Source organism: Nocardioides sp. SLBN-35 (assembly GCF_006715725.1).
Classification (GTDB): domain Bacteria; phylum Actinomycetota; class Actinomycetes; order Propionibacteriales; family Nocardioidaceae; genus Nocardioides.
The window spans coordinates 5353413-5367947 of record NZ_VFNU01000001.1; the positions used below are offsets into that span (position 1 = coordinate 5353413).

Sequence of the window (14535 nt, forward strand, 5' to 3'; positions counted from 1 at the left end):
GTCACCCTCGCTTCCTGTTGCGGGACCCGTTGCCGGCGCCCTTCTTGAGTGCGCTGCCAGTCGCCTTGCCGGCCGACGGACCGACGTCCTTGGTGACTGCGGTCAGGTTCGAGATCTGCGCGTTGAGCTTCTGCAGTTCGGCGGTCTGCGCCGCGGCCTGTGCGGCCCAACCGGCCGCGACCTGGGCGCTGAGACCGGCGTTCGCCTGGACGCGGGCCTGGTAGGCCTGCTGGTACTTCGCGAGCTCCTCGGCTGTGGCAGTGGATGCGATGTTCGCGACCGTGGCGGGGTCGGCCTGCGCGAGCAGGGCGCTCATCGCGCCGTTGTCGGTCAGGCCGAGCGCGCGGAGGCGGGCGATCGCACCGTTCTCGGCGTTCGCCCCCGCGGTGTCGCCGAGGAGCCGGGAGGTCGCGTCGGCGAGCGACCCGCCGGCCGACCAGATGTCGGTGTTTCCGAACAGGTCGGAGGTGAACTTCCCGGTGACCTCGGACTGCAGCGACTGGACAGCCGACTCACGGGCGCCGACTTCGTCCTCGAGTGCCTTCTTCGACGCTTCGATCTGCCGAATCCAGTCCTTGAGGGACAGGCCGAGGTCGAGGTTCCAGCCGAGGACGGAGCCCTTGTTCTTGTTCGGCTTGCCGGTCTTCCCGGGCTGGCCCCCAGCAGCGAGGCGCTCAGCGTTGGCGGCTTCGAAGAACGCAACGCCGTACTTGTCGACCGCCGAGGCGCGGATGACGAATTCGCGGTTCGACAGCCAGGTCGGGATCATGTCGTCGGTCGGGCCGCCGGGGCCCGTGACGAGGCCCCCTGCCGCATGCCCTCGGGCGTCAGCGACGTCGGCCATCTTGCCCATTCCCTGAGCGCGGCGGACGACGTCGATGGTCAGGGTCTTGCCACGCAGGGCCTCGATCGCGGCCTTGATCCGGTTGACCTGGGTCAGGGCGCCGTTGTCGTCAACGGAGACGTCGACCTTTCGGCTGGCCGGGATGCCAAGCAGCTCCTTGGCCAATCGCTTCGCCTGTGCGATCGGTACGCCCATTGCGGTCGCGGTGTCGATGAAGGCACGGCGTGCTGCGCGCTGCTTCCGCTCGATGACGTCGCTCGCCGCGCCGCTGGCCGCGAGCTCGGCGCGCTGGTTCTGCCACGCGCCCGCGAGCTGCTCGAGCGCCTGACGGTTCTCCAGCGCGGCGTCACTGTTGCCCTTGATGCCAGCGTTGTTGGTCTTCGCCTGCGCAGCGGCGGCCTTGAGCGCCTCGCGGTACTGGGTCTCCGCCGAGAACGCCCCGAGGGTGACGCGGGACTGCTCGGCGAGGGCGTCGTTGGCGGTGTTGACGCTGTCGGCGAGCCCGTCGAACGCCGACCCCATCTGGAACACGCCGGCGGTCATGTCGTCGACGGTTTGCTTGTCGTCGCCTCCGAAGAGCTTCTTGACGAACGACGACCCAGCCCACTGGTCCGCGTCCTGCTTCAGGAGCGCCTTGAGGGGACCGACGAAGGGGTCGTTGAATGCGGGACCCGGCTTGTTGGTGCTCTCGGTGTCCGGGATCAGCGTCGAACCGGCCGCAGCCAGTCCGACGGGCAGGCTGGCGGCCACCAACTTGCCCTTCCCGGCGGCACCCGCACCTGCCGCCCCGGCTGCAGTGGAGGCGACCGTGAAGCGACCGAGTGCCGAGGTGGCGACGTTGGTGGCGATCGACAGCGCGGACATCGCGGTGACCCCGGCCATGATCGGCGTGCCGAGCGGAGAGTCCGCGATGAGCGCGATCGCGTTCGCGATGCTCGTCAGCGCCTCCAGTACCGGGCCGCCAAGCGGGGCCGCGGCTTCCGCGATCTGGAGGATCGCGTTCGTGATCGCGACCACAGCGTCGGCGACCCGGGGCCCGTTCTCCTGGACGTAGGCGATGAACTCGTGGAACCCCTCGGTCTGGTCGAGTCCGGTCGCCCACTCGTCGAACGAGCGCGAGATGTCGACCAGCCAGTCCCGCACGCCGTCGTTGATCGGGTCGAACGCCATCCACAGCTCGGCGAACCCGTGGGTGAGCGAGCCCACCGCGCTGGCGAGAGCGGTGATCGCGGCCGGGGCCTCGGCCTCGACGAAGGAGAAGAACTCCGACCAGCGCGGCCCGGCCAAGGACTGCGCGCCGGCGCTGATCGCCTCACCCCCGGCGGTCGAGACGGCGAGCATGATCCGCTCCAGTCGGGGCGCGGCGGACTCGAGTGCGTCGAGGGCCGAGGTCAGGCCGGGGAACCAGCCGCGCGCCGCGGCCTGCTGCAGCTCACCGAGGACCGGCCGGAGCTCCTGGAACCGCGTGACGAACGCGCGCGCCTCCGGGGCGAGCCTGCGCATGGCCTGCTCGGCCTTCTCGATGTTCGCGGCCGTCGGCTCGAGCCGGGCGGCCTCGACCGCCTTGAGCGCGTCCCCGACACCCTGAGCGGCGACGAGCAGCGACAGGGCGCCGGCCGTGGCGAACCCGAACTCGGAGGCCAGCCCGGCGATGCCGGCGACACCCACGGCGCCGATCGGTGCGATGGCCGGGCCGAGGGTCGCGAAGACCTTGGCGAGGATCGCGACGCGACCGGAGAGCCGGTCGATGTCGGCGCCCGTGCGCCGCGAGGTCTTCCCGAGCCCGTCGACGTCCTTCTCGGTCTGCGACGTCGACCGCGACGACCGGACTGCCGACCCAGACAGTGAGTGCAGCGACTCGTCGAGGACCTTGGTCGCGGCCGCGGCTTGAAGCACTTCCCGGGTGAAGTGGTCCTCGAGCTCAAGCCGGACGGCTTCGCGACGCACAGCCACGCGGCACCTCCTCGGGGTTCAGGCAGTGGATGGGAGGTGGTGCGGCGATGCGCGCGGCCCTACTCCTCGGAGGTCTCCTCCGGATCAGGTGGAATCGGTGACGCGTCACGCTCGGTGGTGAAGGGATCCCACGGGGTGAGGTCGTGGTCGGCGACGCAGATGGTCACTCCGTGGGAGAAGTGGAAGCGGTGCTGGCCGGCGCGCTTCTTCGACCAGCTGGTGAAGGTGCCGTCGTGGAACGGCGCGGTCTCATGAAGGCCCGCGTACGCGTCCTGCGCCGCGTTGCGTTCCATGGTGGCGTAGCAGATCCGCCGGTACGACGCCCAGAGCCGCTCGGGGTCGGAGCATTCGGAGATCGGGTTCCCGCAGTCCGGGCAGACCTGCTGGGCGTGCCACTTCTTGATCCACAGGTCGCGCTCGAGCGGGGCGAGGCGGTCGAACTCGGCGAGGGTGATGCCGAGCCACAGCGCGACGGTCAGGTCGCGGTCGACCTCGGGGTGCCGGTCGAGAAGCGAAGCGCTTTTGGGTCCGAGATGCCGCCCTTGTTGAGCGCCCACGCGGTGGCCCACAGGGTCTCGAACTGGCCCTCGGAGAGGCGGCGCAGACGGCGGCCGAGGCCGCCCAGGTCGATGTCGCCGGCCTTCTGGATGGTGCGGTGCTCGCCGTCCTCGGGGTCGACCCAGAGCAGCAGCGCCTTCGGGAAGGTGTCGGTGTTCACGAACCAGTCGTCGTCGCGGGGGTCGACGACGGTCTCGGCCTGGTCGCCCTCGCCGATCTGGATCTCGCGAGCGGGGTGGGCGGCGAGCAGCTCGCGCCACTGTTCGAAGCCGATGGACTCGACGATCCACTCCTCGGCGCGCTCGGCCGCCTGGTCGATGCCCTCGTCGAAGGCGGCGTGGGCCTCCTCGACCTCGGTCGCGGTGGTGTCCTCGTCGCCGAACCGGCGGGGCGCACGGGTCGCGGACTCGTGGTTCCGCTCGGCGATGCCGACCCGTTGGCGCAGCTCGGCGAGCTTCTCGAAGTCGCCGTCGGCGTAGATGAGCACGGTCTTGCGGGGCATGGTGTTCCTCTCGACAGTCTCGACAGGTGGGGTGGAACGCGGGCCGGGCGGCTGTCGAGACCCACCCGGCCCGCGCGACTGCGTCAGGCCAGGACGACGACCTTGAACTTCGGCTCGCCGGTGATCGCCCACCGGCAGGTCGCGGAGCCCTCGGCCGTGGCGCCTTCGCCGGCAGCCCCGGGCAGGGACGGGCCGATCTCGGCCGGGTAGACCCCGGCGAGGAACTGGCCAGCGGCGATCGCGGTCGCCTTCTGGATGTTCATCCGGTCGGCGAGGTACCCGGTGACGGTGCCGGAGGAGTTGAGCCACTTTTCCCAGAGCTTGACCGGGTCGGAGGCTGCGGCACCCTGCGGGTCGAAGGCGTAGGTGATGTCGCCGCCCTGGTAGGAGGTCTCGCCGATGCCCTGGTAGACCTTGGTGTCTCCGAAGCGGCGCTTCATCGAGACGAGCTCGGTCTCCTGCGTCGGGTTCGGTGCGCCGTCGTCGAAGGCGATGTTGGTGATGTCCAGCGAGGACGCACCGGTGGCCTCCGCGACGGTCGGCTGCAGCGTGGCCGTCATCGCGATGGTCGGGATGAAGATCCAGTTGCGGCGGCCGTACAGCTTGGCCGGCGCGGTACGAAGCGGCTCAGGCATCGAGCGTCTCCTTGTTCTCGGCCTGCTGGCCGCTCGGGTTGGTCTCGACAGCGGGCTTGTGGACCGGCGGCAGCGGCTCGCCGGTGGCCGGGTTCGAGGCGGCCTCGTCGAGGACCTCGTAGTTGCCGTGCGGGAGTGCCTCGGCGTGGATGGACAGCTGGTGGCCGGTGTCCAGGTCGAGGACCCGGTACCGGCCGAAGGCGTCCGGCACCGGCGGCACGGCCAGGTCGGCGACCGGCTCGGCGGGCACGATGCCGCCGATGGCGCGGTTGGCCGCGGGATCGGTGCCGAGCGACAGGTCCTTCAGGATGGCCGCGGCGCCGCTCTCGGCCTCGGCCTCGGCCGGCACCGTGGCCTCGGGCTGCTCGACGGTCTCGGTGAGACCGGAGTTCTGGGTACTTCGGGGCATGACGGGATCTCCCTTGCGGGCTCGGTGATGCGGGGATGGGACGGGTCAGGCGAAGACCCAGTGGTCGGCGGCGACCCAGCCGGTGTCGTCCGGCTGGACCGGCTCGCCGAGAACGAAGCGGAACGGACCGACGGTGTCGCCGTCGGGCAGGTCGTAGGCGCGGCCTTCGAGCGCGATCCCGGTCCGGCGCCGCAACTCGCGGACGCTCGTGGACGAGCCGGCGTGGTACCGGGTGGTCAGCTCGCGGTCGGGGATCGAGACGTCGCCGGACGCGCGGCGCGATGGTTCGGCGTCCACGCGCGCGAACTCGATCTCGACGTGCTGGTCGGGTGGCGTGCTGGACGGGGCGTTGCCACCCACCGTCCCGGGGACCTCGTCGACGTCGTAGGCCGTCGCCTTGTCGTCGAGCTCGGTCTGGATCGCGGCCTTGATCGCGGTCGCGATCGGCTCCTCGTCGAGGTGGTTCATCGTCAGCCGCGTCCCGGCCAGAACCAGTCGTCCATCGCACGACGGACGTCCTGCGCGACGACTCCGATCGCCGGCGTGCGCGAGGCTTCGAGGTCGCCATGGGCGGGCTGGTTGCGGGAGCCCTCCTCGAACGACATGCCGCCCTGTCGGCGGCCCGGGAGCGGGCCGTAGTCGGCAGACCAGCCTGCGCCGCCGAACAGCGACTGGGCAGGCCGGTCCCACGTGAAGGATCGTGGGTAGTGCTTGCCGTGGCGGCCCGACTTTCCGCGGGCGTGCTCCTTGGCGATGAGGTTGCCCGTCATCGCGCCGTGGCGGACGGCGTCGCGAGCGTCGCGGGAGGCGAGGACCGGGATGCGGTTGAGGTCGCGCACGAGCTCGTCGATGCTGTGGATGACTCGGATCCTCATGCCCACTCCTTCGGTCGAGCCTCGCCAACGACGGGCAGGCGGCGGGCAGTGGCCTGGTCCTGCCAGGTCGCTTCGACGATGCGCAGGACGACACCGGTGTTCTCACCGGCCGTGATCTCGATGAGGTCTCCGTCGGCCAGGTCGTCGGTGGCCTCGGGAACGTGGGCCTCGCGGACGGGGGACTGGATCTCGGCGCCGGCGAGATCGCGGACGCGCGACGACGCTGTGCCGCCACGGGATCCGGCGAGTCGGACGGGCAGGTCAGTGTGGATGGTCGCCCAGGTCGGCATCTTGAAGCCGTCGACGACCTCGAAGGCGCCGGTCTTGCGGCGGACGATGCACCGCGATGTCATACGGGCCTCCGCCATGGCTCGCCCGCGGGCGAGTACTGCGGCCGGGTCGCGCAGCATCACAGGTACTTCATCGAGCCGCTGAACCCAGCAGGCAGGACGTACGCCGGCTGCAGCCGCCGGAGCTCGGCGGCGGTGAAGTAGACGTCCTGGGTGGGATCCGAGCGCTTCACCGACTCCTGGTAGTCGTCGATGCCGCCGGACTCGGACTCGTAGCCCTCGGGGTTGCGGAGCACCCGGAGCGCTGCCGCGCATATGACGTCGACGACGAGCTTTGGGTCGAGCTCTGTGGACTCGATCCGGGCGACGAGGCCCGGCAGCTCCGGCTCAGCCTGCAGCGCGCGCCATGCCTCGTCGAGGCGGGTCTGCTGCACCTCCGTCGAGGCGGGGCCGGTGTAGCCACGCTTCACGAGGTCGGCCGGAGCTGCCGGGTTATCCATCGGGATCAGCCCTGCGGCGCCGTGGCGTCGTCGGCGGTCAGGGCGGCCGCGAGGGTCTCCTGGCTGCCGCGCTTGGAGATCCGGGCGCCGTCGTCGCGACCCTCGTTGCGCTTGTCGATCTCGGCCTTCAGGGCCTCGACGTCGAGCGTGGAGTAGTCGACGGTCGTCGCCACCGGTGCCGGCGCGGTGTCCGGGTCACCGTTCGCGTCACCCGTATCGGCCGGAGTGGCCTGGGCCGTGAGCGCGGCGATCTCCTCGTCGCGGGCCGCGAGGGCCGCCTCCAGCTCGTCGACGCGCTCCTGCGCCGCGGCGAGGGCGGCCTGGAAGCCGGCCACGTCGACGTCGACGTCGACCGACACCGCCTTGTCCGCCGGCTCGTCCTCGCCCCACAGACGCGGGTTGCGGATCTTCGCGAGCAGCTCCTCGGTCGCCTCCGTGCCGGCGGGGTACACGACCCCGCCGACAAGGACGGACCGGTTCAGGGCGGTCACGGCGCGACCAGCCCGGAGAGGATGACGATGTCGCGGTCCTGGAGGACCGGCAGACCGACGGCCGCGGCCTTCACCGCGCGCTCCACCGGGTCCTCGTTGCCGAGGGTCACGATGGTCATGCCCGGCACCTCGGCGGCGCGGAGCGCCGTCTGGCCGTTGGGCTGCTGCCGCGAGGACTGCTGCACGGCCTCCTGGGTGATGCCCATCTCGGTCCGCCCGACGGGGTCGTCGGCCCCCGGCAGGAAGGTGATGGTGCCCTCCGGGAAGACCCGCGTACGGGCGCCGGTGGCGTCCTCCAGCTTGCGGTCGTAGGCGACCGGAACCGGCAGACGCCGGTTGGTCAGGTACGCCGAGAGCTGGTCGGTGCCGACGGGCTGCTGCGGGTACAGGACCTGCAGCGCCGAGGTGAGGATCGTGATCAGACCCTCGCTGGTCAGGGCGACGCCGGCACGGTCGCCGGCGACGTCCATGTAGGCCTCGTGGGCGGCCGCGTAGTCGGCGAACACCGCGGCGGGATCGGTGATGTCCCAGGGCGCCGCTGCGGTGATCTTCTGCTCGGCCGGGATGCCGAAGTCGACCGAGTGGACGTCGCCGTCCTCGGCGATCAGGGACACGATCCCGGTGGAGAGCACCTGGCCGCGCATCACCTCGAGGGTGTTGTCGACGGTCAGGGCGACGGCGGCAGCGGCCGAGGTGAGAGCCGGCTGCCAGTCGACCTGCAGGCCGGCGAGCTGCTGGGCGAGGACGAGCTCGTTGTTGAGGTCGACCTCGTTGAGGTTCACGATCGGGGTGATCGCGGGCAGCTCGCCGCGGACGTCGACGACACCGGGCCGCCGGATCGGCACGGCCGGGGCGCCGAAGGCGCGGACCGCGACGGTCTGGTCGAGGCGCTTGCGGCGACCGAGCCGGTAGGTGATGGCCGGGACGTTGGCGTACGGCAGGAACCGGGCCAGGGAGTTGCGGGCGTCCCGGAGCTCGCGCGCGGCCAGGATGGTCGGGCGCAGGTCGGGGACGAGATCGATGATCTGCATGTTCGGGGGTCCTCTCGGGGTCAGGCCGGCACGACGCCGTTGATGAAGACGACGCCCTTGAGCGAGGTCTCCTCGGCTGCGGACAGGGCGGCCGGCAGGTACCGGCGGTCGCAGGTGGTCTCGTGGATGACCGAGACGAGGTGGGTCTCGCCGGCCTTGATCACGAGGTTGTGCTTGAGCAGGCCCTCGCCGGCCACGAGGGAGCCGGACTTGACGAGCCCGTCGGCCCCGATGTTCGCGGGCTTGAACGAGGCGGTGGTGACGCTGACGCCGTGGGCGCGGGAGCGGATGCCGTCCCGGTTCCACCGGTCGTCGCCGGTGTCGTAGTCGGTGCGCTTGGGCGCGAAGTTGGACACGGGAATCTCCTTCGGTTGGTGTCCCTGGTGGGATGTCCGGTGGTCGTGGCTTCGCGCCTACGCCGTCCCGGGGGTCAGTTGGTGGTGCTCGAGGGGAGCCGGACGCCGGTCGACTGCTGCATCTGGGTGAGCAGGGACTTGACCTTGTCGCCCTCCGAGGTGCCGGCGCCGCCACCGCCGCCGCCGATGCCCGGGGGCGCGACGCGCTCCGTCTCGGGCTTGGCGAGGTGGGGCTTGCGCTTGATCAGGTCGTCGAGCGCGGTCTTGAGCTTCTCGGCGTCGACCTGGCCCTGGTCGTTGACGACCGTGGTGAGGTCGATGTTGGCGAGCGCGTCGGTCTCGTCGTGGAGCAGGTCCTTCGCGGCGGCGACCACGGTCGACTGCACCTTGTTCGCGGCCTCCTGGGCGTCGCGCTGCTGCTCGCGGTCGACGAACGGCTTGACCGCAGCGTCGACGGCCTGCTGGATCAGGGCCGCGAAGTCCGGGGTGGCGTCGGGCTTCGGGTCCGGCTTCGGCGGGTCGGCCGGCTTCGGCGGGTCGGCGGGCTTGGGCGGCGCGGGCCGGGCCCGGGACGCGGCGAGAGCACGCTCGGCGGCCTGCCGGGCCTCGCGCTCGCGGACGATGGCGGCGCGGCCGGGGTCGCCCAGCGCGTTCCACTCGTCCTCGGTGACGCCGTCGGGGCGCTCGGGCGCGGGCGGGTCGGTGGCCGGCGGCGGGTCGTCGGGGGCGGCGCCGAGGATGGGCCAGATCGGGGCGCCGGAGCGGCGGAAGCCGACCGCCTGGAGCGCGAGACCGGTGTGGGGGTGCTTGCGCGTGGGGTGGGTCGGCAGCGGGGTGTGGGACATCGCGTCTCCTGTGTCGGGTCGGCTGCTTGTGCGCGCAGCCGGGGCGCCTTCCATCTCGTCGCGAGGTGGGAAGTTCAGGCGGCGAGGAAGCCGTTCAGCCGGAGTAGCCGCATGGCCTCGGCGCGGTCGCCGTCGGCAAGGTCGTAGATGGTCTCGGGCATGAGGCGTACGACGGCGTTCCGGCCTGTGCGGCGACGGTTCGCTGCGCCGCGTCGGGTGATGCCCTCACGAGTGATGAGCAGGCCAGCGTGAGCGCCGTCCTGGGCGCGCTGCATCCCGCGTCGGGCGTTGACGACCTGGCCGATGTCCGCGCCGTCGCGGATGGCGTTGGCGCCGGCGATGGTGAAGATCCGGTCCTGGTCGGCGGCTTCGAGGGAGTCGAAGTAGGTGTTCGGGTTCACGGTGAGGTCGCCGGCGATGGACTCGCTCACGGGGATGTGTCGGCAGTCGCAGAGAGGATGCCGCTCGAAGCCCTCGTTCCACCGGTAGAACCGGCCCGCGAGGACGGCGCACCGCGAGCAGGACGGCGGGTTCAGCATCCGCACGTAGCCTTCGACGGACTCCGACGCCATGCTGGCCGCGGACTCGGCTGCGCGGGCGGCGTCGATGACGGCGGTGGCAGCTGCGGTCTCCAACCACCGGCCGGCGAGGACGAGGGCCTGTTCGGCGGCGCGCTCCCGGTTGCGCTCGAAGTCGGCACGCAGGCGGTCGCTGCGCTCGCGGTTCAGGGACTCCCACGTGGTGTCGCTCATCCACTCGGGCCGCTCGAGCTCTTCGCTCGCGGGTAACGCCGCGTTCTGGAGGTCGAGGAACGTCCGGCCGGCACGCGGCACGGCCAGCGCGAGGAGCGATTCGACTGGGCGGCCGTCGCCGGCGACTCCGGAGAACGCAGAGGGGACGATGATGCCCGGGGTGGCGGCGGGGTCGACTGCGAGCTCGGCGAGTACTGCGGCGACGTAGACGTCGGCGTCGCGGGCGGCGGCGACCTGCGCGGCGGTGACGAGCATCAGGAGCTGGGCGGCGATTCCGTCGTCGGCGTACTGCTCGTCCCATCGGGCGTTCGGGTCCATCCGGCGCCAGGTTCGGCGGATGGCGGCGATCAGGAGCGCGAGGAGGCGCTGCTGGCGTCGGTAGTAGTCAGCCGACGAGCGAGGGGTCGTCAAGGAACTGCCGGCTCAGTCGCTCGATGGGGTCGGCTTCCTCGGCGAGCCGCTGGCGCCGGGTGGCCTCGAACTCCTCGACGGCCTCGTCGATGGTCTCCTGGTCCCAGCCGAGTACCTCACGGGCACAGGCCGCGACGCCGAGGCCAGAGGCAGTGAGCTTGGTGAACTGGTCGACCAGCTGCGACTCGATCCGCGTCTCCGGGTCCTCCCACCGCGGCCGTACACGGGCGCGGGTGCCGGGCGACTCGATCTTCAGGATCCACTGACCGAGCCGGCGCCACGACTGGTTGAGGCTGCCGTACTCCCCCATCCGTCGTACGCGGCGCACCATGGGCGCCTCGTCGGTCTTCAGCAGTTCGGCGGACATGTGGGACTTCAGGTCGAGCGAGAAGTACGTCGACGCGAGAGCGGTCTTCGCGCGGACCTTCGCCGAGGCGTGCTCGGCCCACGTCACGAACGAGGCGAGTCCGGCCGGCTCCAGCTGGCCGAACTTCGCGTCCTTGTTGGTGCTCGACCAGAAGTGGTCAGCGCGCGGCTTGAACCCGATCATCGGCTTGCCGTCGGCCCCCAGCAGCGGCTTGGTGGGGTCCTTCGGGTCGCGCGGGACGTCAAGGCCGCTGGCGTACCGGATGGGCACGGCGCCGAAGTGGCCGGCGAACACCAGGAGTCCCTCGACGAGGTCGACGACGTCGACGAGGGATGCGATGGGGTCGATCTCCGAGACCGGCTCCTTCAGTAGTCGCGATCGTGGCGCCAGCTCGACCACCGGCACCCCGTCGAGACCGGTGACCCGCGGCTCGCCCTTGACCTGCCAGCGCGAGACCTCGCCCGAACCCTCGGGGTCGTCGACCTCGGTGTCGCTCTCGAAGACGTCGATGTCGAGGCCCGGAAGGCGCAGCAGACCGAGGTTCTCGCCGGTCCAGTCGTCCTTCCAGACCTTGAGGTAGGCCTGCACGTTGTACGGCGCCGACTGGGCTCGGATCACGGCTGCCTGGGTCAGTGACTCGATACCGACGACGGCGCGGGTGCCGTTGACCTCGCGGGCGGCGGAGGCGAACGCTCGTGATCCGATGAGCGCCTCTCGGTGTCCCTCGTGGTGCATGACGTCGAGGTCGTTCTCTTCCCAGGCGACTTCGAGCGTCTTCTCGGCTTCCTTGTCGTCGGGTGCGCCGATCCCGCCGAGCGTGAGCCGCTCGGTGAGCGCGTCGACGACGATGCCGGCGGTGCCCGACTTCGGCACGTCGAGCATGGAGTGCATGCTGCCGGTGAGCACGCTGTCGACGATCCGGCCGTCGGCGGAAGCGATCACGAGCCCCGGGTAGACCTCGGCGTACTCCTTGGCGAGGAACGGGAGGATGTGCTCGTTGGCGTAGCGGCGCTCGTAGGGCGCGGCGTACGCCTTCTGCTCTTCGATCTTGGCCAGGAGACGCTTGGTCCACTGCATGACGGTCGGCACAGCGTCTCCTTCCTGGGTCGATCGGCGGGTCACATCCCGAAGACGAGCGGGGGAAGCTCGGCCTCTGGCCAGCCGGCAGCGCGCATGTCGGCGGCGGCCTCGTGGCAGATCACCGACGTGACGCCGCCGTCGATCTTCTGGTCCTGCGACGGCTTGCCGATGGTGTAGCGCTCGCCCTTGGCGAGCTTGCGGGCGTTGCCGACGTGGGTGGTGGTGATCGGGCACCCGTCGTGGGTGATCCCTCGGTTGCGGAGGTCGGCCTCGAACCGGCGCAGCGCCGGGTACATGCGGCCGATCTGGTTCGTCGGCCAGGGCAGGAAGACGTCCGGGCCGTACTTCTCGTCCCACGCCTCGCCCTCGGAGCTCCAGTCCGTCTCGTCCTGGAATCCCGGGTCGTAGTAGACCCGCAGCAGCCGGTAGCGCCGGTTGATCTCGTCCCACGCCTCGTCGACCTGGTCGCGCGGGATCTGGTGGTTCGGCCACTTCGCTGGGTTCCAGATCGCCGGCAGGCGGTCCGGGCCGTAGCGGGGCGTGAAGATGAAGCCTTCGCGGGTCTCCAGCTTGATCGCGGTCCAGTCGTTGTTCAGCGACCCGTCGAGGCCGCCGCAGACCGCCGTGCCGTCGGGCGGGTTCGGCAGCCAGAGGCCGTCACGCTGCTGCATAGGCCGATGCCCACAGTCCGTCGGGGAGCCAGCTGCCGCCTCCAGGTACGAGCCGGTTGCCGAAGAAGCGCTCTGCCTGGGCGGGGTCGCCGTTGTTGATGAGCGCGACCGCCTCGCCCTCGATCGAGTCGATGTTGACCCACCACGAGCCGGCGTAGACCCACTCGAGGATCTTGCGGCGGCTGGCTTTGTCGAGGAACGAGATCGGCCGGTTGTCCCGGTCGCGCAGCGAGGGCTCGAGGTCGGGGTTGCGGTAGAAGACGAACAGGTCGCTCTCGCCGGACTCGTAGAGCTGCTGGGCGTACGACGCCATCGCCGGGTCCCACGCGTTCGTGGTGGCGTGTGTCCGGCCGCCCATGCCTGCCGCGCCGCGGTTCTGGTTGTCGGCGACCGACTGCATCTTGTTCGAGACGTACCAGAGGCCGACCTCGTCCTGCTCGGCGTCGGAGATCGGGTTGCCGAGGCGGGAGTTCGCCGAGGAGGTGACGACGTCGATGCGGTCGAGGTCGTCGTCCTCGGAGAGGCCGAGGACGCGGATGAAGCCCTCGCGCACGGCGAGCAGCTTGCGCAGCGGGCCGAGGCGGATCATGCCGCGCAGGGGCCGGTAGATGTTGTCGGCCTGGTCCTCGCTGAACGCGGTGATCTGGATCAGCGGCGAGGGGTGGCGCATGCCCTTCGGCTCGCCCGGCAAGTACTCGTACTCCCAGCCGCAGTCGCAGCCGTTGTCCGAGCACCGGTAGACGTCGCCGTCCTCGGCCCAGCCGGCGAACACCGACGGCCCGCAGGCCTCGAACGCGACGAACGAGGCGGACATCGGGCCCTTGCCGGTCTTCTGGGGCGCGACGGTGAGGGTTCGGCGGTAGTAGAACGCCTGGTTGAGCAGCGGCAGGTCGTCGTTGCTGATGTCGTCGAGCGGGATGCCGTCGGCGTCGACGAGGATCCCGTCGGCGTCGTACTGCGCGGTCGCGATCCGCTCGAGCAGCTCGCCGATGAGCTGCGGGTCGACGAACTTGGCGTCCTCGCGGATCCGGTACCGGTTGGCGCAGATCCAGAACTGCCAGTCCGCGAGCTTCATCGGCTTGCCGCGGGCGAAGCCGTCCGGGACGCGGCAGTGCCGGTTGATCCAGGCGTCGGCCAGGTCGCCGAGCGTGGGGAAGGTGACCCGGAACTCCAGGTCCTTCGCGGTGGGAGTCACCGGCGGCCCGTCAGCCGCGGAGGCGCCGGACCGGCGCGGTCTTCTTCACGGCCGCGGGCTTCGACGCGGCCCGCTCGGACCGCTTCGCTGCCAGCTGGTCGGGCGCGATCGCCCAGCCGTTCATCCGCAGACCGTCGGGTGAGAGGCCGCACTCGTTGCGGAGCTCGCGCTCGCGGGACAGGAGCGCGGCGGAGGCGTCGGGCTCAGCCTCGGTCGAGGCCATGATGCGGCAGTACTTCGCCACGGTCGGCCAGCGCCAGGGCTCGCGCTCCCACGCCAGGGCCTGCGGGGTCTTCCACAGCTCGCGCCAGAGCTCGAGCTCACGCTTGCGGAACGCGTCCCCGATGCCGCGGTCGGCGACCTTCACGGACTTGCCGTCGACGACCTCGAACCCGAACCGCACGATCTTGGGCAGCGGGAACGCCGGCGCGCGGCCGCCGCGGCCCGATGCCGGCAGTGCGAGCGGGTTGAACTCCGCCGTGGTGATCGCGCTCGACGCCGGCGCGTCAGCCGACTCCTCCGAAGCACCGGCGGCGGCCTTCGCGGCTGCGGTCTTCCGGGTGCTGGTGCGGCGAGCCTGCTCGCTGCGGGCGGAGTTCGGGTCTGCCGGTCGTCCCGCGCGGGGACGGCTGCCTCCCTTGGCCATGGTGAATCACTCCTCTGGCAGCGTCGCGCTGCGTCGTGGAGCGGCGACCGGCGTCGCGCCGGGCCGCTGGTGGCTGGCCTCCTTCAGGCCGGGCCGTCGAAAGTTCTGATTGCGTCGCACCTCT

General features: G+C 71.0%; 18 protein-coding genes. All 18 read right to left on the reverse strand.

All coding sequences use genetic code 11. The features are described 5' to 3' along the window. Window position 1: 1 nt before the first annotated feature. Window positions 2–2797, reverse strand: coding sequence for a hypothetical protein (locus FBY23_RS25730; protein ID WP_141800743.1), 2796 nt, complete (start codon window positions 2795–2797; stop codon window positions 2–4). Between the two features lie 59 nt (window positions 2798–2856). After that, window positions 2857–3354 carry a hypothetical protein gene (locus tag FBY23_RS25735; RefSeq protein ID WP_141800744.1) on the reverse strand — a complete coding sequence of 166 codons (498 nt, stop codon included), beginning with the start codon at window positions 3352–3354 and terminating at the stop codon, window positions 2857–2859. After that, entirely contained in the window at window positions 3273–3857 is a 585-nt protein-coding gene (locus FBY23_RS25740; RefSeq protein WP_141800745.1) for a hypothetical protein, read from the reverse strand. The genes FBY23_RS25735 and FBY23_RS25740 overlap by 82 nt, the downstream gene beginning before the upstream one ends. 83 nt (window positions 3858–3940) lie before the next feature. Further along, complete coding sequence (locus FBY23_RS25745) at window positions 3941–4492, reverse strand: hypothetical protein (protein WP_141800746.1); 552 nt, start codon at window positions 4490–4492, stop codon at window positions 3941–3943. Further along, window positions 4485–4901 carry a hypothetical protein gene (locus FBY23_RS25750; protein ID WP_141800747.1) on the reverse strand — a complete coding sequence of 139 codons (417 nt, stop codon included), beginning with the start codon at window positions 4899–4901 and terminating at the stop codon, window positions 4485–4487. Before FBY23_RS25750 ends, FBY23_RS25745 begins: the two co-directional genes overlap by 8 nt. A 45-nt stretch (window positions 4902–4946) precedes the next feature. Continuing rightward, window positions 4947–5369 (reverse strand): hypothetical protein, encoded by a 423-nt coding sequence (locus FBY23_RS25755; RefSeq protein WP_141800748.1) that lies wholly within the window; start codon window positions 5367–5369, stop codon window positions 4947–4949. Window positions 5370–5371: 2 nt separating this feature from the next. Then, window positions 5372–5776, reverse strand: coding sequence for a hypothetical protein (locus tag FBY23_RS25760; RefSeq protein ID WP_141800749.1), 405 nt, complete (start codon window positions 5774–5776; stop codon window positions 5372–5374). Then, window positions 5773–6186, reverse strand: coding sequence for a DUF6093 family protein (locus FBY23_RS25765; protein ID WP_313901104.1), 414 nt, complete (start codon window positions 6184–6186; stop codon window positions 5773–5775). Before FBY23_RS25765 ends, FBY23_RS25760 begins: the two co-directional genes overlap by 4 nt. Continuing rightward, on the reverse strand, window positions 6186–6566 hold the full coding sequence (locus FBY23_RS25770) for a hypothetical protein (RefSeq protein ID WP_141800751.1): 381 nt from the start codon (window positions 6564–6566) through the stop codon (window positions 6186–6188). The genes FBY23_RS25765 and FBY23_RS25770 overlap by 1 nt, the downstream gene beginning before the upstream one ends. A 5-nt stretch (window positions 6567–6571) precedes the next feature. Continuing rightward, entirely contained in the window at window positions 6572–7057 is a 486-nt protein-coding gene (locus tag FBY23_RS25775) for a hypothetical protein (RefSeq protein WP_141800752.1), read from the reverse strand. Further along, entirely contained in the window at window positions 7054–8088 is a 1035-nt protein-coding gene (locus tag FBY23_RS25780; RefSeq protein WP_141800753.1) for a major capsid protein, read from the reverse strand. Before FBY23_RS25780 ends, FBY23_RS25775 begins: the two co-directional genes overlap by 4 nt. 20 nt (window positions 8089–8108) lie before the next feature. Beyond that, window positions 8109–8444, reverse strand: coding sequence for a hypothetical protein (locus FBY23_RS25785; RefSeq protein ID WP_141800754.1), 336 nt, complete (start codon window positions 8442–8444; stop codon window positions 8109–8111). Between the two features lie 74 nt (window positions 8445–8518). Next, window positions 8519–9289, reverse strand: coding sequence for a hypothetical protein (locus tag FBY23_RS25790; protein ID WP_141800755.1), 771 nt, complete (start codon window positions 9287–9289; stop codon window positions 8519–8521). A 74-nt stretch (window positions 9290–9363) separates the two neighbouring features. Continuing rightward, a complete protein-coding gene (locus FBY23_RS25795; protein WP_141800756.1) occupies window positions 9364–10452 on the reverse strand; it encodes a hypothetical protein in 1089 nt (362 codons plus the stop codon). After that, entirely contained in the window at window positions 10427–11908 is a 1482-nt protein-coding gene (locus FBY23_RS25800; RefSeq protein WP_141800757.1) for a hypothetical protein, read from the reverse strand. Before FBY23_RS25800 ends, FBY23_RS25795 begins: the two co-directional genes overlap by 26 nt. 29 nt (window positions 11909–11937) lie before the next feature. Further along, the gene (locus tag FBY23_RS25805) at window positions 11938–12570 is read right to left on the reverse strand and encodes a terminase (RefSeq protein WP_141800758.1); all 633 of its coding nucleotides are present in this window, start codon (window positions 12568–12570) and stop codon (window positions 11938–11940) included. After that, complete coding sequence (locus tag FBY23_RS25810; protein WP_222117938.1) at window positions 12557–13765, reverse strand: terminase; 1209 nt, start codon at window positions 13763–13765, stop codon at window positions 12557–12559. Before FBY23_RS25810 ends, FBY23_RS25805 begins: the two co-directional genes overlap by 14 nt. Window positions 13766–13775: 10 nt before the next feature. Continuing rightward, window positions 13776–14411: a hypothetical protein gene (locus FBY23_RS25815; RefSeq protein WP_141800759.1), complete on the reverse strand. Its 636-nt coding sequence runs from the start codon at window positions 14409–14411 to the stop codon at window positions 13776–13778. Window positions 14412–14535: the final 124 nt, after the last annotated feature.

Coding starts and splice junctions, on each gene's coding strand:
- FBY23_RS25740 (WP_141800745.1), bottom strand. CDS start 3,857: ATGCCCCGCAAGACCGTGCTCATCTACGCCGACGGCGACTTCGAGAAG.
- FBY23_RS25745 (WP_141800746.1), bottom strand. CDS start 4,492: ATGCCTGAGCCGCTTCGTACCGCGCCGGCCAAGCTGTACGGCCGCCGC.
- FBY23_RS25750 (WP_141800747.1), bottom strand. CDS start 4,901: ATGCCCCGAAGTACCCAGAACTCCGGTCTCACCGAGACCGTCGAGCAG.
- FBY23_RS25755 (WP_141800748.1), bottom strand. CDS start 5,369: ATGAACCACCTCGACGAGGAGCCGATCGCGACCGCGATCAAGGCCGCG.
- FBY23_RS25760 (WP_141800749.1), bottom strand. CDS start 5,776: ATGAGGATCCGAGTCATCCACAGCATCGACGAGCTCGTGCGCGACCTC.
- FBY23_RS25765 (WP_313901104.1), bottom strand. CDS start 6,186: ATGCTGCGCGACCCGGCCGCAGTACTCGCCCGCGGGCGAGCCATGGCG.
- FBY23_RS25770 (WP_141800751.1), bottom strand. CDS start 6,566: ATGGATAACCCGGCAGCTCCGGCCGACCTCGTGAAGCGTGGCTACACC.
- FBY23_RS25780 (WP_141800753.1), bottom strand. CDS start 8,088: ATGCAGATCATCGATCTCGTCCCCGACCTGCGCCCGACCATCCTGGCC.
- FBY23_RS25790 (WP_141800755.1), bottom strand. CDS start 9,289: ATGTCCCACACCCCGCTGCCGACCCACCCCACGCGCAAGCACCCCCAC.
- FBY23_RS25805 (WP_141800758.1), bottom strand. CDS start 12,570: ATGCAGCAGCGTGACGGCCTCTGGCTGCCGAACCCGCCCGACGGCACG.
- FBY23_RS25815 (WP_141800759.1), bottom strand. CDS start 14,411: ATGGCCAAGGGAGGCAGCCGTCCCCGCGCGGGACGACCGGCAGACCCG.